The sequence below is a fragment of the Leptolyngbya sp. FACHB-60 genome (assembly GCF_014695775.1).
In the GTDB taxonomy this organism is placed as follows: Bacteria; Cyanobacteriota; Cyanobacteriia; order Phormidesmidales; family Phormidesmidaceae; genus Nodosilinea.
Window position 1 is genome coordinate 124,786 of record NZ_JACJOX010000049.1, and the last position, 19,834, is coordinate 144,619.

Annotated in this window: 20 protein-coding genes; 10 read left to right on the forward strand and 10 right to left on the reverse strand. The window is 58.7% G+C overall.

What is annotated here, in order from left to right; all coding sequences use genetic code 11:
- Nucleotide 1 precedes the first annotated feature (1 nt).
- Together H6F57_RS18395 and H6F57_RS18400 are read right to left on the reverse strand one after the other, a co-directional pair.
- The gene (locus H6F57_RS18395; protein WP_190626183.1) at nt 2-439 is read right to left on the reverse strand and encodes a secondary thiamine-phosphate synthase enzyme YjbQ; all 438 of its coding nucleotides are present in this window, start codon (nt 437-439) and stop codon (nt 2-4) included.
- Between the two features lie 95 nt (nt 440-534).
- Nucleotides 535-858: a ribbon-helix-helix domain-containing protein gene (locus H6F57_RS18400; protein WP_190626184.1), complete on the reverse strand. Its 324-nt coding sequence runs from the start codon at nt 856-858 to the stop codon at nt 535-537.
- A 250-nt stretch (nt 859-1,108) separates the two neighbouring features.
- Here H6F57_RS18400 and H6F57_RS18405 point away from each other — a divergent pair, with 250 nt between their 5' ends.
- From H6F57_RS18405 to trxA, 3 genes are all read left to right on the forward strand, one after another.
- Complete coding sequence (locus tag H6F57_RS18405; RefSeq protein WP_190626185.1) at nt 1,109-1,432, forward strand: hypothetical protein; 324 nt, start codon at nt 1,109-1,111, stop codon at nt 1,430-1,432.
- A gap of 287 nt (nt 1,433-1,719) precedes the next feature.
- The gene (locus H6F57_RS18410) at nt 1,720-2,106 is read left to right on the forward strand and encodes an alr0857 family protein (RefSeq protein ID WP_190626186.1); all 387 of its coding nucleotides are present in this window, start codon (nt 1,720-1,722) and stop codon (nt 2,104-2,106) included.
- A 125-nt stretch (nt 2,107-2,231) separates the two neighbouring features.
- Complete coding sequence (gene trxA / locus H6F57_RS18415) at nt 2,232-2,582, forward strand: thioredoxin (protein ID WP_190626187.1); 351 nt, start codon at nt 2,232-2,234, stop codon at nt 2,580-2,582.
- A 6-nt stretch (nt 2,583-2,588) separates the two neighbouring features.
- Here the strand turns inward: trxA and H6F57_RS18420 are convergent, their stop codons facing one another.
- Complete coding sequence (locus tag H6F57_RS18420) at nt 2,589-3,302, reverse strand: hypothetical protein (protein ID WP_190626188.1); 714 nt, start codon at nt 3,300-3,302, stop codon at nt 2,589-2,591.
- A gap of 149 nt (nt 3,303-3,451) precedes the next feature.
- Here H6F57_RS18420 and H6F57_RS18425 point away from each other — a divergent pair, with 149 nt between their 5' ends.
- A complete protein-coding gene (locus H6F57_RS18425) occupies nt 3,452-5,299 on the forward strand; it encodes a hypothetical protein (RefSeq protein WP_190626189.1) in 1,848 nt (615 codons plus the stop codon).
- Between the two features lie 4 nt (nt 5,300-5,303).
- Here the strand turns inward: H6F57_RS18425 and H6F57_RS18430 are convergent, their stop codons facing one another.
- The 3 genes from H6F57_RS18430 to H6F57_RS18440 all read right to left on the reverse strand — a co-directional run bounded on the left by H6F57_RS18430 (nt 5,304) and on the right by H6F57_RS18440 (nt 6,546).
- The gene (locus tag H6F57_RS18430; protein ID WP_190626190.1) at nt 5,304-5,657 is read right to left on the reverse strand and encodes a DUF4870 domain-containing protein; all 354 of its coding nucleotides are present in this window, start codon (nt 5,655-5,657) and stop codon (nt 5,304-5,306) included.
- Nucleotides 5,658-5,801: 144 nt separating this feature from the next.
- On the reverse strand, nt 5,802-5,978 hold the full coding sequence (rpmF, locus tag H6F57_RS18435; protein ID WP_190626191.1) for a 50S ribosomal protein L32: 177 nt from the start codon (nt 5,976-5,978) through the stop codon (nt 5,802-5,804).
- Nucleotides 5,979-6,093: 115 nt separating this feature from the next.
- Entirely contained in the window at nt 6,094-6,546 is a 453-nt protein-coding gene (locus H6F57_RS18440) for a hypothetical protein (RefSeq protein ID WP_190626192.1), read from the reverse strand.
- 193 nt (nt 6,547-6,739) lie between these two features.
- On the opposite strand from H6F57_RS18440, the gene H6F57_RS18445 reads away from it, so the two are divergent.
- Together H6F57_RS18445 and H6F57_RS18450 are read left to right on the forward strand one after the other, a co-directional pair.
- Nucleotides 6,740-8,689 carry a caspase family protein gene (locus H6F57_RS18445; protein ID WP_190626193.1) on the forward strand — a complete coding sequence of 650 codons (1,950 nt, stop codon included), beginning with the start codon at nt 6,740-6,742 and terminating at the stop codon, nt 8,687-8,689.
- Nucleotides 8,690-8,833: 144 nt separating this feature from the next.
- The gene (locus tag H6F57_RS18450) at nt 8,834-9,334 is read left to right on the forward strand and encodes a DUF427 domain-containing protein (protein WP_190626194.1); all 501 of its coding nucleotides are present in this window, start codon (nt 8,834-8,836) and stop codon (nt 9,332-9,334) included.
- A gap of 43 nt (nt 9,335-9,377) precedes the next feature.
- Here H6F57_RS18450 and H6F57_RS18455 read toward each other — a convergent pair whose 3' ends face one another.
- The 4 genes from H6F57_RS18455 to H6F57_RS18470 all read right to left on the reverse strand — a co-directional run bounded on the left by H6F57_RS18455 (nt 9,378) and on the right by H6F57_RS18470 (nt 15,283).
- Nucleotides 9,378-10,181 carry a hypothetical protein gene (locus H6F57_RS18455; protein WP_190626195.1) on the reverse strand — a complete coding sequence of 268 codons (804 nt, stop codon included), beginning with the start codon at nt 10,179-10,181 and terminating at the stop codon, nt 9,378-9,380.
- Between the two features lie 252 nt (nt 10,182-10,433).
- Nucleotides 10,434-11,780 carry a UDP-N-acetylmuramoyl-L-alanine--D-glutamate ligase gene (gene murD, locus H6F57_RS18460; RefSeq protein WP_190626196.1) on the reverse strand — a complete coding sequence of 449 codons (1,347 nt, stop codon included), beginning with the start codon at nt 11,778-11,780 and terminating at the stop codon, nt 10,434-10,436.
- Between the two features lie 7 nt (nt 11,781-11,787).
- Entirely contained in the window at nt 11,788-13,923 is a 2,136-nt protein-coding gene (glyS, locus tag H6F57_RS18465) for a glycine--tRNA ligase subunit beta (protein ID WP_190626197.1), read from the reverse strand.
- Nucleotides 13,924-14,053: 130 nt separating this feature from the next.
- On the reverse strand, nt 14,054-15,283 hold the full coding sequence (locus H6F57_RS18470) for an adenylate/guanylate cyclase domain-containing protein (RefSeq protein ID WP_190626198.1): 1,230 nt from the start codon (nt 15,281-15,283) through the stop codon (nt 14,054-14,056).
- Nucleotides 15,284-15,564: 281 nt separating this feature from the next.
- Between H6F57_RS18470 and H6F57_RS18475 the strand changes: the two genes are divergently transcribed.
- From H6F57_RS18475 to H6F57_RS18490, 4 genes are all read left to right on the forward strand, one after another.
- Entirely contained in the window at nt 15,565-16,455 is an 891-nt protein-coding gene (locus H6F57_RS18475; protein ID WP_190626199.1) for a type II CAAX endopeptidase family protein, read from the forward strand.
- A gap of 427 nt (nt 16,456-16,882) precedes the next feature.
- Complete coding sequence (locus H6F57_RS18480) at nt 16,883-18,313, forward strand: 1-acyl-sn-glycerol-3-phosphate acyltransferase (RefSeq protein WP_190626200.1); 1,431 nt, start codon at nt 16,883-16,885, stop codon at nt 18,311-18,313.
- Nucleotides 18,314-18,349: 36 nt separating this feature from the next.
- Entirely contained in the window at nt 18,350-19,120 is a 771-nt protein-coding gene (locus tag H6F57_RS18485; RefSeq protein ID WP_190626201.1) for an SDR family NAD(P)-dependent oxidoreductase, read from the forward strand.
- Between the two features lie 100 nt (nt 19,121-19,220).
- Complete coding sequence (locus H6F57_RS18490) at nt 19,221-19,823, forward strand: DUF4126 domain-containing protein (protein WP_190626202.1); 603 nt, start codon at nt 19,221-19,223, stop codon at nt 19,821-19,823.
- Nucleotides 19,824-19,834 lie beyond the last annotated feature (11 nt).

Sequence of the window (19,834 nt, forward strand, 5' to 3'; positions counted from 1 at the left end):
GCTAATAGCCTGTGACATGGACGATAACTTCGCGGTTTGATCCCCGCGCCCGGTGTTCCCACAGGTAAATTCCCTGCCAGGTGCCCAGGCCGAGCCGCCCCTGCACGACCGGAATGGTTTCGCTAGTGTGAGTTAGCACCGTACGAATGTGGGCCGGCATGTCGTCGGGCCCTTCGGTGCTGTGGATGTAGTGGTTGCCCTCAGGCACCAGCTTGGCTAAGAAATTCTCCAAATCTACCAGCACGTCGGGGTCGGCGTTTTCTTGAATGATCAAGCTGGCAGAGGTGTGGCGCAAAAACACCGTACACAGCCCGGTCTCGACCCCCGATGCCCGCACTACCTGCTCGACTTCAGCCGTAAACCGCTGGAGAGATTTGCCCTGCGATCGCAGGGTCAGCACCTGCTGGTGGTGGTGAGTGGTGGCGGTAGAGGGTGTCATTGGGCAAATCACTAGAATAGACCGTTCTCTATTCTGTCAGACTTAACCACCCTCGGGAAACTTTGTTCTTCCGCCCTGGGGCTCTCCAGCCGAGATCACTCCACACAGAGGGGCACGAGGCGGCCCTGGGCGGTCAGCCCCAGCCGCATGGGCTGGTTGGCGAGAATGGGATTGCCGGTCAGGGCACACACCTGCTCGCGCTCAGCCACTGCTCCAAAGCTGGCGCAAATGTCCTCAGGCTGTACCTGGGTCGTACATTCGCTCGGCCCTTGCTCCACGTACTGCCAAAGAATGTCACGAATCAACGCCTGATACCCCCGGTTACCGGCCAGGGCTTTGAGTTTTTCCTTCAGCGATCGCTCTAGGCGAATGCTGGTAACTTCCATATCAGTGGTCGATACGCGAGTTAGGGTTGGCATTAGCGGGCACACCTCCAAAGGGAACATAAAAGACTTTTTCTGGAACGCGTCACAACTCAGCTGTGGTTATCACTAATGAGTTGTCTCTAACTAACAGTTTAGACAGACTAGACACGTTTGTATTACACGTGTAGTATTAACGTTATTCGAGCGTATCCGTCAAGTCTCCTCGCTTAGCGAGCGGTCTTGAGCTAACGGATGCCCTCATGCCTTCCTGAGCCTTGCTGTTTTACGCTTGAGGAACTCCGCCATGGTACGGATCTTGTCTACTGGCACCGCAATGAATATCGCCATCACCACGGGCGACGCTGGCCAGCTGGGCATCGTGGCGGGATTTGATGGGTATCTTAGTGGCCTGATTAGCCGACTGCGCCCTATGCGTGGGTTAGCCCTAGGCGATTCTGATAGGAGTGATCTGTTTAAAGGAGATGCCCTAGGGGGCGATCGCCTTTGGGGAGTTCGCTTTCTCTGGTGCAGGCTATCCCTGGTGCTTATGGGGTGCCTCGCTAAGGGCGATCGCATGGGTTGGCCCTCTCCCCACTATTTCTCTCAGCATTCTGTGTTTCAGCATTAACCCGACCCCCGATCTGGCTTCGCGCCTAGGAATGGCTGTGCTCAGCTAATTCCGTTTCGATCGGGCTCCAAGTTTGGGTTTGCAGCAGTATTGCCGCCGTTGGCCTTTCAGAAAGCCAGGGGTTCGCATCGGTATTCACCCACGGTTCGGCCGCTCAAGGTCACCTGTGGTGCTCGTGATCCACCATGCGTCACCTTGGCTAGGCCACCGTTTTAGGGCCGCTGCGGCCTCGACACAACAAACTTAAGCAACGAAACTAGTTCACAAGTATTAAGGCATGAGGGATCATGTTGAAGCTAACTTATTCCGATGCAGATTTATTGATTGAGCATCTAGACCTCACCGTCGAAGCGATGGTGACCCAGCGCAGCCTGGTGGCTCTGCGGGCCGGACAGCCTCTAGTGGTGCAGCCGGGCTATGGGGCCTTTGCTCTACCTGCCGACCTGCCGGGAATTGCTGCACTTAAAGCTGGATGTCAGGGGGCGATCGACATCGCTCCCTGCGACATTAACTGGCTTGAAGTCACCCTGCGGGGCACCTGGCTGGCCGACAATGCCGCCAGCGCCGAAGGTATTTTGGTGGCCGAGCTTGGCCTCCAACTAGAGTCTCAGCTTGTAGCCCTGTGGCAGCGCAGCCTGAGCTGGGTGGCGGCCCCCTGCTCTCAGGGGCGCTAAAGCCGGGTAGTTATGACCCCATCGCCCGGGCTTTGCAGTACCGTAGAAAACAAGGGCTGGATAGTTTTTTGCACCCAAAAAATTCCAACGCAGACCCAAAACGACGCAGAGAAGGAGAGATTGAAATGGCTGACGATGCAACCTACCTCACCCTGACCGCCGACAACTTTGAAGCCGAGGTGATGCAAAGCGATATGCCGGTGCTGGTTGACTTTTGGGCTGCCTGGTGTGGCCCCTGCCGCATTATGAATCCGATTGTGGAAGAGCTGGCCGAAACCTTTGCCGGTCGAGCCAAGGTCGCCAAGCTCAACGTTGATGAAGAAGATGCCCTGGCCCTTCAATACCATGTGATGGCCATCCCCACCCTGATCTTTTTCCAGAATGGGGAGCGGGTTGACACCGTTGAAGGAGTCATCTCAAAGGATGACCTGGTGGCGAGACTAGAGGCGTTAGTAACAGCCGGCTCGGCAGTGTAGACGGCTTTAGTTTTGGGTGGCCCCGCGCAGCACGGCCTCGCCGTTAACAAATTCTAGGCCGTCGAGGGTGAGCCCGGCTTGGGGTAGGGCAAGGTTAATGCGCTCGGTGATTTGAGCCGGGTCAAGGCCGGTAAGGCGGGCTACATCCTCCGCCGACAGATTGACTCGGCCAATTTGAATGCGGGTGTCGTTGCCCAGCACTAGACGGCCGTTATCTACGCGAGGGCTGCCTTCAATGCCGATGTAGAGAGGGCGATCGCCCAGCATGGGCACGCTACTCAGGGCTGTATTCAACGCCTGCTGAGCCTGGGGCGGCAGCGATTCGGTAGGCAGATCGGCGGGGTTGACGACAATGCCGCCGGCTACGCGATCGCCGCGAATCGTGGCGTTTAGACTGTCCGTCACGGGCAAAAAATTTGCCACCTGGGGGGTCTGGGCTATGCCTTCGGCCAGCAGCTGGGTCAGCTCAGATTCCGTGAGGGAAATTTCAATTCGGTTATTGTCGCCGTAGCGCACTCCCTGGCCGCTGGCCAGCTTGCTCTCCAGCAGGTTGCCGCTGCCGGTATTGACATCGGCCATGGCCGTATCGGTACCGCTGGTGCTGTACCAGGTCGGCAGCGCCGTGGCCCGGTTCCAGTAAAAAGCGGTGGCAGCGGCGGCCCCTGCCGAAAGCCCGATCAATAGTGATAGCGCTAGTACAACAGCCTGCTTTGTCCGCATGTCTGACAACCCTCCCCCGGACGTTTAACAGATATCATCGAGCCAGTCTAGCTCAGCTCTCCTACGCTAGCAAAAAGCTGTGTGGCGATTGCTGTAAAGACCCTAAAGTGGCCTATGGTATTGGTTGTAAAGATGTAGAGAATAGCAGCATGGGCACGACACAAGGGTTCATCCGCAAGGTCATGGGACTAGGACGGCGGGTTGTAGCCCTCTGTGCGATCGCGCTGATCTTTATGGCCGGCTGCGCCAAACCTGTGGAGCCGACCGAACTGCTGTCAGAGCCTACTCCCCAGTTCAACCGTCTCACCGGGCAGATTGCTGAGGTGTCCCCCCCCGAAACCCTAGAGACTCTCAAGCAAATTATCGATGCCTACACGCCCCAGGTGCGCATTCTCAGCCCCCGCCCCGGCGAAGTGCTAGACGACACCAGCGTCTCGGTGCGATTCCAGGTGCGCGGTCTGCCGCTATTTAAAGATGATGCCTACGAACTCGGTCCCCACCTGCATCTATTCCTAGACAACGAACCCTACACAGCGGTCTACGACCTGTCAGAACCCATTACCTTTGACGGGCTTTCCCCCGGTACCCACACCCTGCGCGTGTTTGCCTCACGCCCCTGGCACGAAAGCTTCAAAAACCAGGGCGCCTTTGACCAGCGCACGTTTCACATCGTGGCCTCCACGCCCCAAAACGAACTCAACGCCAAGGCTCCCCTGCTCACCTACAGTCGTCCCCAGGCGACCTACGGGGCCGAGCCGATCATGCTCGACTTTTATCTCACCAATGCGCCCCTGCACATGAGTGCCCAAGCCGAGGCCAACGACGACCTGCACGACTGGCGCATTCGCTGCACCGTCAACGACCAAAGCTTTGTGTTTGACCAGTGGCAGCCTATCTGGCTGAAGGGCTTTAAGCCGGGTCGCAACTGGGTGCAGCTCGAACTCATTGACGAAAGCGGCAACCCCATCGACAACCGCTTTAACAACACTGTGCGCATCATCGACTATCAGCCCGGTGGCAGCGATACCCTCTCTCGCCTAGTGCGCGGTGAGCTGGGCCTAAACGACGTAGCGGGTATCATTGACCCAACTTACATACCCCCGGCCCCTGAGCCGACAGCCGAGACCCCAGAACTAGAACCTCAACCTCCCGCCGCTGACGTAGAAACGCCAGAGCAGAATGCTCCTGAGCCTGAGATTACTCAACCAGACGCTGCCCCAGAGCCATCCCAGCCCGAAACTACCCAGGAGCAACCCGAAATTGCTCCAGATGCCCAAGACATTTCCCCGGCTGAGCCCGAAGACGAGACCCCACCCACTCCATTTCTTTTGCCAGAGAAATCAATAGAGTCGGAGGCGGCTAAAGAGGATCAAGTCATGCCGGAAGACAATGGTGCTGGGGAAGATGCCGAAGAGGACGCCCTTAATCCCGATCGCCCTGCTGTGGAAGCTCCTGCTGCGATCGCACCTGAGTCAAAGGATGCCATGGAGGATATGGTGCCACTGGCAGATCCGGAGATTCCCCCTGTGTTGTCTCCTCCTCAAGCGGAGCCCGAGCCTATACCCGTGCGCCCGACCCTCCCTGCCACCCCAGAAGCTACTCCAGAACCTAGTTCTAAAGGGTTACTCAATCGTTTTAAGCAGTGGCGCAACCCGGTCAATCCGTCTCCCGCGCCCGCGCCCACTATCCCAAATACCATCCCAGAAGATACCTTTGGTGACCTGCCCCAGGTCACGCCTGTCCCAGATGCGTTGTCTAACCCAGAGGCTGATGTAGCGCCTGAGCTACCTAAGGTACAACCCAAGTTGGTCGAGCCCTATACTGATCCTTCTTTAGGTGAGGAACAAACGGAGCCCAGCTTGCCCAGCACCGAAAAAGCCCCTGAGGCAGATTCCCCAGAGGCCGAAACCGACGAGCCTGTGGAGTTGCCCCGCAGTGAGCAGCCTAATATTGCGCCGCGATCGCCCCTCGCTCCAGAAGCTCGTCCATTTATTTAGATGGCTAATTTATCAATCGCAGCGTCAAGGGATAGCGATAGGCCATCCCTTCGTTAGCCTTAACTGCCGCTAGAATGACCAAAACCAACCAAGCGATGCCCAAAACAATCATTAGAGGAATCCCAATCAGCACGAGAAATAGTACCCCTGCAACCACCATATAGATAGTCATAGAGATATTGAAGTTCAGCGCTTCCTTGGCCTGATCATTGACGAAAGACATTTCGTCGCGCTTGACCAGCCAGATGACGAGAGGCCCAATAATGTTGCCAAAGGGAATAACAAAGCCAGACAAAGCGCTAAGGTGAGCAAGCATAGCCCACATGCGCGATTCTGGGTTTGAGTCGAGCTGGTTCATGGTAGTGGCAGAATGGGATAATCTGCCGCCAAGCTAACTCAAAAAGCAGGATAGACGCCCTATCCTGCTTACAAAATGTAGTATTCAGTTGCTGAATACAGACGAGGCAAAGCGGCTAGGGCCAATGAACACCGCCCCAGCACTTTACTCTTCGTCGTCGGCCTCATCATCGGTGGGATATATAAAGCTAGTAGACCGCCCGGTGAGCACAGACTTACCCAGGGACATCGCTTTCTTAGCCTGAAGCGCTGCAGTGCGCTTCCAGGTGGCGCGACGCTGGTCACGCTTTTGTTTGGAGGTTTTCTTCTTGGGAACCGCCATGACAGCAATACTTTAAGACTTCACAACCTTTCAAGCATAGGGCAAGAGTGCCACTCTACGCAATTTTATTTTGTCAGCTTGGCGCTACTGCATGCCCGAAATGGTGTTACCCAATCTAGGGGGCAGCTGACTCAGCATTGTAGACTAAGGCTCTAGCCGCTTCAAAGTAGTTGGCCCACTGGGGTACATCGGGCTGGAGCCGCCACTCGCTGCGACTCACTGGCACCGTGAGAATGGGGACAGTGATACCCTGGTTGTCGCCAATGACGGTGACGATAACGTCGGTCATCAGCACATCGGCGTCGAAGCTGCGCTGAATGGCGGCTCGGGCAATGATTTCTGAGCGTTGCACCAGGGTCTCAAAGCTTTCGCCCTGTTCCCGCACCAGATAAAGGTTGACTCGCGAAGTGTAGGCCTGGGCCACGGGCGGAGTGACGAGGGACGGCAGGGTCACACCCCCAAAGCCCACCAGCGCGGCCAGGGCGAGGCGTGCCCAAAGCGATGCAGTATAGGGCTGCCCCTGGTAATTAGGCCCATTGCGCCGGGTTAAACGAGACATCAATTTCATGGCCTACTGCTCCACACATCCTTGCAGGATGCCCAAAAAGTGCTTTAACTCTAGCCATAGAGCCGCCAATCGTCAATTAAGAATTGTCGCCGTCGAGGTTGCCGGTCTGAGCTTCCGTTTGGCCACGCAGGCGCTACTATGGCAGGGGAATTTTTATCCCTCAATTCTACCGTACGAGAGGCATTCAAAAGGCATGGCAAGCCACTGGCCCGTGATCGTTGGCATCAATCAATATCAATCGCTTCAGCCCCTGATGTACGCCCAGTTTGACGCCCTCGAACTGCGGGACTTTTTGGTGGCCGAAGTGGGGTTGCCAGCCCAGTATTGCTCGCTGCTGACGGATATCTCTGCGGTGGTCTATGAGGGGGCAGCTGCGCCGACTCGCGAGGTACTGCTGCAACGGCTGGCCCAAAGCTGCGATCGCGCTGGTCCCGAAGACACCGTGTGGTTTTTCTTTAGCGGCTACGGTGTGCAGTGGCAGGGGAAGGATTACCTGCTGCCCATTGATGCCGACCCCAATCGCATTGAGCAGACCGGCATTTTGGTAGAAACTCTGCTCGATCGCTTAGCCCAGGGTAACCAGCGTCAATCCATCGTCATGCTTGACATGAACCGACCCCAGAGCGCCCTCAGCCCTGCCCCTGGAGGGGGCAACCTGGGCGATCAAACTTTGGCCTTGGCCCAAGAGCTAGAGATTTCCTTAGTGCTCTCCTGCCAACCCAACCAGTTTTCTCAGGAGACGCTGGCAGTGCGCCACGGGCTATTTACCGAAGCCTTGATCGAAGGGATGCGGTTCCACGGCTGTTTGACCCTAGCGCAACTGGTGGATTACCTGTGCGATCGCGTGCCTGAGCTGTGCCAACACCACTGGCGACCCGTGCAAAACCCTGTGGCGGTGGTGCCCTCTGGCCAGCAGTACGCCATGCTGGTGCCCCCCAGCCTAGTGGGCCAAATGCCCCTTGGCGTTGTGCCCCAGCCTGAGATTCTGCCAGAACCGCAGCCCGAGCCAGGCATCTCCCTGTCGGTGGAGCCGAGCCCAAGCTGGCCCGTTTACCCAGCCCTGGTGCCTGTCGATCCGCCTAACCAGGAGTTTGCTAAGCCTTGGCCACCAGCCAAACCGTTAGATCAGGAGCTGCCGCCGGGAGTTCTACCTGAGGTCACGAAGCCATCCGCTCCAAGTCAGCTTGCTGCCCCGAGTCTGGTGCCCTCGCAACGATGGGGAATTTTAGCGGCGGGGCTGCTGCTGCTCGGTGTGCTGTGGCTCAACCAAGACAGCTTTGTGGGGGGAGGTTCTGCCCCTGAGGCCACTGCACCGTCTGTGGCCCCACCGGAAGGTGGAACCGGGGGGGAAGTCGATCCTGCTGCTGAGACGGTTGGGGAATCCCTATTTCCAGGAGCGGCTGCAAGTGGTGCCGAGGCCCTAGCACGAGCTAGAACGGCCCTTGACCAGCGTCAGTTTGGCGAGGCACTGAGCTGGTTAACCCAAATTCCTGAGGGCGAGCGCCCTGAAGACTACGAAGCCCTGGTTAACCAAGCGGAAATGGGCTATGCCAACGCTGAGCTGTCGGGGGGGGCCGCCCTCAACCAGGCCCGCCGTCTAATTGAGCCGGTTTCGGCCTCCCTCTTTAACGATGCCATTGAGCAGGCGCGGCAGGTGCCTGTTGGGGATCCGGCCTATGATCAGGCCCAGACCGACATTGAGCGCTGGAGCTTAGTAATTTTAGACCTTGCCGAAGGCCGAGCTGCTGCGGGCGATTTGGATGCGGCCATTTCGGCCGCCCGCCTTGTGCCCGAAGATCAGGGCGAAACCTGGGGACAGGCCCAGGCTCGAATTCAAAAGTGGGAGCAGAGCCGGGTCAATCGGCAGCTGCTGCAAGAGGCCCAGAGCTTACTTCAGCCCGACCAGGCCACCTCGTTTCAGGCGGCGATCACGCTCGCCCAGCAAATTCCTCCCAACTACCCTGAGTCGGCGATTGCCCAGGAGCGCATCGACCAGTGGAGCCGAGATATTTTGGCGATCGCCCGCGCCCGCGCTGCCTCTGGCCAGATCCCTGGTGCTATCTCCGCCGCTGGCCTCGTGCCCCCTGGCACCAGCGCCTACGACCAGGCCCAGCAGGAGATTCAGCAGTGGCAGGGGCAGTGAGGGGTGGATGGGTAGGGAGTGGATGGGTCGGGGTTAGTGGAGTGGATTGATATGACGTTTAAGCTTGAGATGATTGGCTGCTAATAAACTAAATCCAAGGCCAGCTCTAATACCCCTTACCTTTACCCATCCACCCCTCTACCCATGTTCTCTCCCCCCAACCGCATTGCCCCCGGCCCCGGCCAAGAATCCGTCTGGGATTACCCGCGTCCGCCCCGGTTAGAAGACTCAACCCGTCACATTCGAGTGGTCTTCAACGGTGTGGTGATTGCCGATTCGCGGCGTACCAAGCGAGTGCTAGAGACTAGCCATCCGCCGACCTACTACATTCCTCCTGAGGATGTGCAGATGCAGTATTTTCAGCCGGTGCCCCGCTCAACATTCTGCGAATGGAAAGGGGCAGCGGTGTATTTTACGGTGGCGGTGGGCGATCGCATGGCTGAACAGGTTGCTTGGGCTTATCCTCAGCCTACGGAGGCGTTTGAGAGCATTGCCAACTACATCGCTGTCTACCCTAGCCGCATGGAAGCCTGCTACGTCGATGATGAGCTGGTGCAGTCTCAACCTGGCGACTTCTACGGCGGTTGGATTACGTCAGACATCGTTGGCCCCTTCAAAGGTGACCCCGGCACCTGGGGATGGTAACAGCTGGACGATTGCCGCCTGCACCTATCTAGCCGCCAACGTCCTACTCTTCCCCCATCTCCGAGCTACAGGTCGGCGCAATTCCTAGGGTGTCGCGGCTGGTGGTCATAGTATCCACCGTGCGCTTCAACTTGGCTTCTAAAAATTGCTTGTGGTCGAGTAACTGGCGCAGCTTTTGGTGGCGGGCGATCGCCAAACTAATCGAAGACAGCTGCTCAGGCGGGCAGGGGAAATGCTGCACTCGTCCGTCCGAGTCAAGGCTGCACAGACGATAGCCGGGACGACCCAGATTAGTTCCAGCAGGAGTGGACCCTGTAGGAGAATCTAATGATTGGCAGAGCTGCTCGACGTAGCCCGCGAGTGCCTGAGGGTCGCCGTGGCGCAGTAGGGCCGCGTCGAGGGCGTCGGCCTGGCCTGGTCGCTCATCTACGGTCTCGAGCCAGCCCTCGACAATGGGGCCTTCCATATAGAGCGCCTGAATGCGATGCACCGTCTGTTTGAGGTCTTGGTGCCAGGCCTCGACTGCCATTTGAATGTCTTGTAGCACCTTGACCGCCAGGGCTGGGTTGGCGTCGTGGCGATGGCGGCTAAAGGTCGGCAGCTTGCGACGCGGCAGCATGGGCAAATGCGAGAGCTGCGTCTGTACTGGAAAGGGCGCTAAGTGGGCCGGGGCACCCACGGTCTGGGGTACGGACTCGGGGCTAATCGCTGAGGGGTTGTCATCGCTAGCGGGCTTGCTAGCGCCGATGGTGAATGAAACGGGCCGTCGAGCAGAACGTCCTTCCCCAATACCCACGGTAGGGGAGGGCACTGCGGAAAATTCAGCAGAATCAGGCGAGGTATCCATAGGGCGTGAGAGAGACTGAGTCAGGCGGATGAAGGCAGATCAGGAACTGACTTGAGAATAATTGCCCTGGATCAAGTGGTTTGAAGGGCAGAGTTAGGCACCATCTGCCTCAGTTTATACCCGAATAGTTTAGGTTTAGACCAGCAAAAAGGTTTGTCGGTCATAAAGTTTCTCAACCTTTAAACTGCAAACCCTACAAACAATTGTTCCAACTTTGAACACTTTACCTAGCACAGTTTGATGTTTAAACCCCTAGGAAAATCGCTCTTGGCAGAGCTGGCGGAAGTGTTCGCCCCGCTGCTCAAAGTTGGGATATTGGTCAAAGCTGGCGCAGGCAGGGGAGAGCAGCACAACTGAGGCTCCTAGGGATGGAGCCACCTCAGCACCCCGCTCTACCGCTTGTTCCATCGTTTCGACAATGGTGTAATTGCGATACCCTGAGGTCTCTAATCGCTGGGCGAACTGGGGTGCGGCATCGCCAATCAGCAGCACGGTGGCGGCCCGCTCGTGAATGCGCTGCACCCAAGCGGTGTCGTCGCCTTCCTTGGCCTCGCCACCGGCGATCAGCACCGCTGGGGCCTCTACCGATCGCAGCCCTACCTCGGCCGCATCGTAGTTAGTTGCCTTTGAGTCATTGATGAAATCAATCCCCTGCCAGGTGCAGATGTGCTCTAGGCGATGGGGCACGCCGGGGAATGAGGCCACTCCTGCTGCGATCGCCTCCGCATCCAGCTCTGCCAGGCAGGCCGCCGTGACCGCCAGCAGCAGGTTTTGTTGGTTGTGGTCGCCCACCATGCGCAAGGCATCGGCTTCCACAATCGGGATGCCTTCGAATTTTACCCAGCCGTCTTGGATATAGGCACTGGGCCGTAGCGGAGCAATGGCCCGCTTCCCCCCGGCACTCGTCCAGTAGGCCGAAGGAAACTCCTCAGGCATGTGCTGGCGCAGGTAGGGGTCATCACCGTTAAACACTGCCAGCTCTGAGCGATGCATCAGGGTGGCTTTGATCTGGGCGTAGTTCTTAACCGTTCCGTGGCGCTGAAGGTGGTCGGGGGTGAGCGTAGTCCACAGGCCAATTTGCGGTGCCAGGGTGGCCGAGGCTTCGATCTGGTAGCTGCTTAGCTCAGCGATTACCCAGTCGGGCACCGTTGGCTCTAGGGCCAGTTCGCAGGCGGCATAGCCAATGTTGCCGCAGGCGGGCGCGTTGAGCCCAGCGGCCTGAAAGATGGCGGCGGTAAGGGCCGTGGTGGTGGTTTTGCCGTTGGTGCCGGTAATGCCGACCCAGGGGCGATCTTGCAAAAACCGCCAGGCTAGCTCGGTTTCACCAATGACCTCTAACCCGTTCTCGCGGGCAGCCACTAATGCGGGGCTATCCCAGGGAACGCCGGGGCTGACCACCAGCAGGTTAGTGCGGCTGTCGGGCACAAAACTATAGTCGAGCAGCACGGTGATGCCGTCCTGCCGTAGGTCCTCCTGCTGGGTGACTAGGGATGGGCTGGAGCCGCGATCGCTCAGCACCACCTGCCAGCCATCCCGTTGCAGCAGCCGCGCTGCCGCTACCCCTGACTTACCCAGACCAATCACATGGGCATTTTTCATGGCATCGCTATCCCTTAACGATGGCGCCAAAGTCGCCCAGCACCAGGGCGTGGTTGCGCAGTAGCCCCAGCAGGTTGAGGCGGTTTTGCCGCACCGCTGGCTCGTCGGCCATCACCAGCACGCTGTCGGGGCCGTCAAAGAAGCCGCTGACCACCGGGGCCACCTGCTCTAGGCCTGCCACCAGCTGGTCGTAGTCGTGGCTGGCTTGAGCGGCCTGGGTCTGGGGCAGCAGGGTTTTCAGCGCTGCAAAGAAGGCTTGTTCTGCCTTTGCCTCCAGCTTGGCTGCGACAATTACGCCCTCAGGGTTGAGCACATCGGTGTCGAGGGTGCCCTGGGCGGCCAGACGGGTGGCCCGGTTCACGGTTTCGTAGACCTTATCCATGCGACCGCTGCGACGCATGGCCTGCAAGAACAGGGCGCGATCTTTGACATCCAGCGGATCGCTGAGGGCTCGCTCGCTCAGTACTGCATTCACCAAGTCGTAGTCGATGCCCTGCTCGTCCTGGAGCAGGGTCTGCACCCGCTGTAAGAAAAAGTTGTGGAGCTGAGTGCGCAGCGCCTCGGGAGCATTGATCGCCAGGGTTGGATCTTGAGCAAAGTCCTGCACAACGGTATCCAGGAGCTTGGCCAAATTCAGGGGCAGCCCCGCCGCCCAAATAATGTTCAGCACCGCGTTGGCAGCCCGCCGCAAGGCAAAGGGGTCAGAGGAACCCGTGGGCAACTGGCCAGTACTAAAAATTCCGACTAGCGTATCGAGGCGATCGGCGATGCCCACCACCTGACCCGACAGGGTTTGGGGCAGGTTATCCTGTGCCCCTTTGGGCAGGTAGTGCTCGACGATGGCGGTGGCGACGGCCTCGGGTTCACCACTGTGGAGGGCGTACTTTTGCCCCATCACCCCCTGGAGTTCAGGAAACTCGCCCACCATTTGGGTGACCAGGTCGGCCTTGCACAGGTAGGCCGCGCGGCGAATGTGTTGGCGGGGCTGGGCCCCCAGGTTGAGCTGGTCGCAGAGGTGGTCGGCCACAGTGCCAATCCGCTTCACCTTGGCAGCCATCGATCCCAGCCGTTCTTCGAAAGTAACGGTTTCGAGCTTGGCGACAAAGGCGTCGAGGGGCTGGGCGCGATCGGCGTCGAAGAAAAATTTGCCATCCGACAGGCGGGCGCGAATCACCCGAGCGTTGCCCTCGGCGATAATTGCGTCTTTGCTGGGGTCGCCGTTGGAGATGGTGATAAAGACGGGCATCAGCGCCAAACCGTCAGCTTTCTGCTTTAGGGGAAAGTAGCGCTGGTGGCTCTCCATTTCGATAATGGCGACCTCCGGCGGCAAGTCGAGAAATTCGGTGTCGAACTTGCCCACTACGGCATTGGGCCACTCCACCAGGTTGGTGACTTCGTCAAGCAGGGCGGTAGAAATCATCGGCACCCCCCCCAGGGACTTTGCTGTCTCCTCGACCTGGCGCTGGATTAGCAGACGACGGGCAGCGGGGTCGATTTCGACGTAGGCATTGCGCAGCGCCTCCACATAGTCTTGGGCGCGGCGGAGGGGTACGGCCTCAGGGTGCAGCACGCGGTGGCCCTGGGAGATGCGATCGCTCGTGCAGACCAGCGAGCCATTCTCGAGGGTGATGGGTAGCACCTCACTATCCATCAGCGCCACCAGCCAGCGAATCGGGCGCGGAAACCGCAGGTCGCCGTCGCCCCAGCGCATAAACCGTTTGCCCTCTAACCCCAAAATCCATTGGGGAATCAGCTCGGTCAAAATGTCGGTGGCGGCCCGCCCTGGAATCTCCTGATTGACAAACACAAACGACCCCTTGTCGGTGTCGCACACTTCCAGGGCAGATACCTCTACGCCCCTAGATCTGGCAAACCCCTCGGCGGCTTTGGTCGGCTGACCATCCTTAAAAGCTGCCTGAGCCGGCGGGCCTTTGACCTCTTCCTGGCGATCGGGCTGCCGCAGAGGCAGCCCGTCGAGCATCACCGCCAGGCGGCGGGGGGTGCCGTAGAAGCGCACCGCTTCGGGGACCAAAGCTTGCTCTGCCAATTCGGCAGGAATCCGGGTCTGCCACTGGTGGAGGGCATCGCTAACGAAACTGGCGGGCAGTTCTTCGGTGCCAACTTCCAGTAAAAATGTCGCCATAGAGTAGAGGTATGAGTTAACCGTGTACTGACCCCTAGGGGCCGCCGTTGAGCATCGTGGCTGGGCTAGGTGGTTCTGTGTCTACAGAATAGCTAGCTCAGCTGCCCGAATTTTTAGCTTCCCCAGTCTATCAAGCTTTTTGCTCAGGGCCGATGTATTGATAGGTGGTCAAATAGCCGTGACCCTTGACCATCACCTGGCCGACCTCTTCAAAGGTGTAGCGGTGCTTAACACGCTGATAGGTCGCCTCCGTGATTTGAATTTTGCCCGGCGAACCCTGCGCCTCCATGCGGCTGGCAATATTGACCGCATCGCCCCAGAGGTCGTAGCTAAACTTTTTAATGCCGATTACCCCAGCCACTACAGGCCCGGTGTTGATGCCGATGCGGAGCTGAAACTTTTGGCCGTCAATGCGATAGATGCGCGTAGCGGCTTCCTGCATGGCTAGTGCCATTTCCATAATGGTTTCGGCGTGGTCGGGTCGGGGTAAGGGCAGCCCCCCCACCACCATGTAGGCATCGCCGATGGTCTTGATTTTCTCTAGCTGGTACTGCTCGGCCAGGCGATCGAAGGCTGAGAAAATCTGATTGAGCCAGTTGACCAACTCTAGGGGGCTAATCTGAGCGGCCAGGGGGGTGAAGTTAACAATGTCGGCAAACAGAATTGTGACGTCGTCGAAGCGCTCTGCCAGCGACCCTTCTAGCTGCTTGAGTTTGTCAACCACCGCCCTCGGCAGAATATTTAACAACAGCTGCTCAGACTTTTGCTGCTCTAGGCGCAGGGCCTGCTGCGCCTGTTCACGCTCCTGCATTTCTTGCTGAAGCTGTAGGTTTTGGGCCTGCAAAAGCTGGGCCTGGCGACGCAGCGCCTTTTGCAAATCGGCCAGCAGATTGGTGGCACTGCCCGCCGATACCGCCCGCTGAGCCTGCTGCCGTAGCCGTCGCTGCATACGGTGGGTAGACACCTGGGCTTTAATACGGGCAGCGGCCTCTTCTACCCAGAGGGCCTGGTCTATGTAATCGACCACGCCAAATTCAAAGGCCCGCAGCCGTCGGGCCAGGGCCTTATCTTGGCCGATGACGGCTATGGCTACCTGGCGGGTGAGCGGCCGTTTTTTGAGGCGATGACACAGTCGCATAGCAGCCGTGTCGAATTGCTCTAGCACTAGCAAGATCAGGTCGGGGGGGGTGGCTTCGGCCGCCGCAATGGTGTCGTCTTCGCCGCTGGCCTGGTGCACCTCATAGCCTGCGGCTCGTAGCACGTCTAATAACTCCACCAGAGGCCCCAGGTGGCTATCGGCCACTGGGGCCACTAAAATGATGCCGGGAATTACGCCGGAATCTGGCGAAGCGTTGGTCATGGGGCCCTGGAGCAAGAATGACAGCCCCCATAACTATAGGCGCTGACCCGGAGGCGCAGAACAGTCACCGTCAATAAGCACCCTGCAATGGGGCAAAGGCATGGAACCCTGGTTGGGGCTAAGCCCTGCCCAGCTGCCCTTGGTCAAGGGCACAGTGCCTCAGTTATAGCGCTCCCTAAGCAATTCATGGTTGAATCGAGGAAAACCGGATCAACTGCAACATTAGGTTAACTTGAGGGCTGATATCGCTGATTGGCGGTTTCTCGAACGGGCTTGGGTCTATGGCAGCGTGTGACAACAATCCGTTTCTGACCCTCAAAGCCCGGCTGGTTGTGGTGGCATTTTTTGCTATTTCCACGAGCTTGGCCCTGGTATTTGGCACCCTGGGTGCCCTAGAGCTGCTGCCCCTAGAGGGAGACGACCCAATTCTGGCACCTATTCTCTACAGCCTAATCTTCTTGGGTTTGTGTGGGTCTATTTTGCTGGCAGCTCGGCGATCGCCCCTGCACCTGCCCGCTCTACTCGGTTCCTGGCCCAGACGGCTGGCCTGGGTGCAGCTGCTGTGGCTGGTGGTAGGAGTATTTCTATTTTTGCGGGGGACATTTCAGGTGTCATACCTGGGTCTATCTGTGGTGGCCCCGGGGCTAGTGGAGGCCACGCTGCGGCAATCGCTGCTGCTGTCGGCTGAGCAAGCGACCGAGCCGAGTCTCTACAATGGGCTGATGCTGTTTTCGGTGCTGTTGGTGAGGCCCATTACCGAAGAATTTATCTTTCGCGGTGTGCTGCTGCATCGTTGGGGGGTGAAGTGGGGGGTGCGCCCGGCCATTGTGCTGACCTCGCTGCTGTTTGGGGTGCTGCACTCTGATTTGATTGGGCTGTTTGTGTTTGGGGTGGTGATGTCGCTGCTGTACCTGAGCACGCGATCGCTGCTGGTGCCCATGGTGGCCCACGCTATCAACAATGCGATCGCCTCAGGCATCAACATTTTGGCCAACCAACCTACCGCCAACGCCATTGACGCCTTGGCGGAGTTTCGCGCCAGCTGGTGGCTAGGGGTGCTCTGCCTGCTGGTGTCGGCCCCCTGGATCTTGCGCTACGTAGTCTATCACTGGCCAGAGCGGCGGGCGATGCTGCCCTACTTTGCCAACCAGGGCTGCCGCCGGCTTGGGTAATACTACCGACCCCGTCCTTCCTCGCCTGGGGAAAGTTGGCGATGTTACGTAATTCCCTGGACGCCGCCAGGGGCGAAACCGAAGAGAATAAATTTAATTCTGAAGAACGCAAGCAGCTCAGCTCAGTGGCTCACTTGGGGGCATTTGAACCTGAGAGCTGGTCTGTTTGAGAAGCGTCCTTACAGGTAATGTGTCTGGCTCCAGGGGGCTTTCAGGGGTCAGACACTTTTATTATTTGGGTGGTTCACGCAGGTGGATGCCCCGGTTGTGTGGTCCTGTAGCAGCGTCCTTCTCCTTTGGGAGGGGGACGCTGTTGTTTTGGAGCGGTTCTGCGATCGTCGAAGACTGGCCAAAGGCCAACGCAGGGGGGGGGATCTGCCCTACAGTGGGCTAGGGTAAAACCCGCCTACTGCTCCGGAGTCTGCCGTTGCCTCAGCTCAATCGTGCCCAGCCGCCCCTCGGCTTTATTCCTCCCCGCTACAAGCCCTGGGTCGTGCAGGGCTGCTACATCGTGCTGCCCCTGATGCTACGGCTGCGGCTGCGGCCCTGGCTGCCGGCGGGCATTTGGCCAGTCACCTGTCACAACCCTGAGGTGCTAGCGGAGTGCTTTCGCCAGTTTCAGACGGGCAAAATTCGGCTGATGATGGCTTTTCGCCATAGCCAGGTGGACGACCCGCTGTGCCTGTCATACCTATTTTCGCGTCTGGTGCCTCGGGCCGCCCGGCAAAAAGGCTTTAGCCTCAAGCGCCCGCTGCACAGCTTTTTTATGTATGACCGGGGCATGCCTTTATGGGCGGGGCGCTGGCTAGGCTGGTTTTTTGCCGCCATTGGGGGCATTCCGGTGCACCGGGGTCGGCGGCTCGATCTCAAGGCCCTCAAAGCCGTGCGCGAACGGATGATGAACGCGCCGCTGCCGGTAACGATTGCCCCCGAGGGTGCCACCAACGGCCACGGCGAAGTGATCAGCGATCTGGAACCCGGCACGGCTCAGCTAGCCTTTTGGGCGGTAGAAGATCTGCAAAAGGCCGGGCGATCGGAGCAGGTACTGCTGCTACCGGTGGGGTTGCGCTATATTTACCCTCACCCTGACTGGGCAGCTCTCAACCGGTTGCTGGCTCAGCTTGAGACTGACTGTGGTCTGCCGGTGCAGTCGTTTAGTGAGCCGACGGCCATGGGGCCAGAGGACTACTATCCTCGGCTGCTGACCCTAGGACAGCATCTGCTGGGCCGATTAGAGCAGTTCTACCAGCGGTTCTACGGCCTGCAACCCGCCACCGAGCCTGAAAATTCTGAACATCCCGCCTCGATCGCCCAGCGGTTGAGTCCCCTGTTAGATGGCTCCCTCAAGATCGGGGAGCGGTTCTTCGCCCTGCCCCATACGGGGACTCTGGTGACCCGCTGCCGCCGCCTAGAGGAGGCGGGGTGGGCCTACATCTACCGCGAAGACATTGCTGGCCTGGAGCAGCTCTCGGCCTTCGATCGCGGCTTGGCCAACTGGATGTCGGAGGAAGCTACCCTACACATGCGACATATGCGCTTGGTGGAGAGCTTTGTGGCGGTGACGGGCACCTACGTAAAAGACAAGCCTACCTTTGAGCGCTTCGCCGAAACTACGCTGATTCTCTTTGATCTGGTGGAACGGGTGAAGGGGACAAGAGTGCCTAAGCGTCCCCAGTTGGGTACCCGTCAGGCGGTAATTAGCCTGGGGGAGCCGATGAACATTAGCGATCGCTGGTCTGACTATGCCGAGTCGCGACGATCGGCCAAGGCGGCGGTGGAGACGTTGACGGCAGATATTCAATCCGCCCTAGAGGAGCTGATTTTGACGGCTGGTGCTGCCAGGGGAGAGACGTCATGATCCAGGGATTTAACACTGTGGAATGGGCGGGCCGCCATGACTGCTGAATTGTTCCAAAGCGATCGCCAAGTTGCTCTAGTGGTAGGCGCTAGCCAGGGCATTGGCCTGGGCTTTGTGCGGCAGCTGCTGGCCGATAGGCGCTTTGAGCGGGTGTACGGCACCTACCGTCGGTCCGAGACGGCCCAGGGGCTGTTAGCGCTGGTCGAACAGTCGCCCCAGCTCACGTGTCTGCCAGTGGATGTCACCGATGAGGGCACGATCGAGGGGGCGATCGCCCACATCCAAACCCTGACCCCTCGGCTGCATCGGGTGGTGTACTGCGTCGGAGTGCTCCACGACGGCGACTTTCAACCTGAAAAGAGCTTGCGGCAACTCACCAGCGAAAATTTGATGCGATCTTATCAGGTCAATGCCGTAGGGGCAGCACTCTTGGCCAAGCATCTGCTGCCGGTGCTCAAGCACGACCAGGCTAGCCTGTTTGCCGCTATTTCAGCCAAGGTGGGCAGCATCGGCGACAACCGTCTGGGGGGCTGGTATGGGTACCGGGCTTCTAAGGCAGCGTTGAATATGTTCATAAAAACTGCCTCTTTGGAGTACGCTCGCCGCAGCCCCAACACCACCCTGGCTCTGCTGCACCCCGGCACTACCGATACCCGCCTGTCGGAGCCCTTTCAGCGAGGGGTGCCGCCAGAAAAGCTGTTTTCAGTAGAGCGCACGGTAGCGCAGCTCATGGCGGTGATGGACGGCCTCACCCCCGCCGACAGCGGCGAATTTTTTAGCTGGGATGGCAGCCGTCTGCCGTGGTAGGGCCAGGCTTCCACAGACTTCTGGGGTTGTTGCAGGCTAGAGCGGAGGCTATTCTTAGGCCATTGACCGGCATTTGGGAATCATCGGTGAGGGACGCGCAATGGATCTAAGCCTTATGAATCTACAACTGTTGGAGAGCATTGGCCTGGGCCTGGGTCTGGGGGTGGCTGCCGGGTTTCGGGTGGTGGTGCCCTTTTGGGTGCTGAGTGCTGCCGCTCTGTTTGGCCACCTGACGCTGGCCAGTGGCATAACTTGGTTGGGGAGTACTACGGCCTTTGTGAGTCTTTCTATTGCCTTGGTGGTCGAAATTTTGGCCTACAGCGTGCCCTGGCTCGACAACGTGATTGACACGGTGGCGCTGCCGGTGGCGGCGGTGGCGGGCACACTGCTGATGGCGATCGCGGCTAACCAACTCGATCCTTTTGCCCAGTGGAGCGTTGCGATCGTGGCTGGGGGTGGGGCCGCCGCTACGGTGAAGGGGTTAAATGGCCTGACCCGCCTGGTTTCCACTGCCACCACGGGCGGCGCGACGAACCTGATTATTGCTGGGGTGGAGCTAGTGGGGGCGATCGTGATCTCGCTGCTGGCTCTGGTGGCCCCCATTGTCATGTTTGTGCTGGTGCTGGCCTGCTTTATTCTGCTGGTGCGGTTTGTGATCAAAGCTTTTTATCGCTCGAAAAAAACAGCTCCAGACGCTGAATAACGAGCATTCAA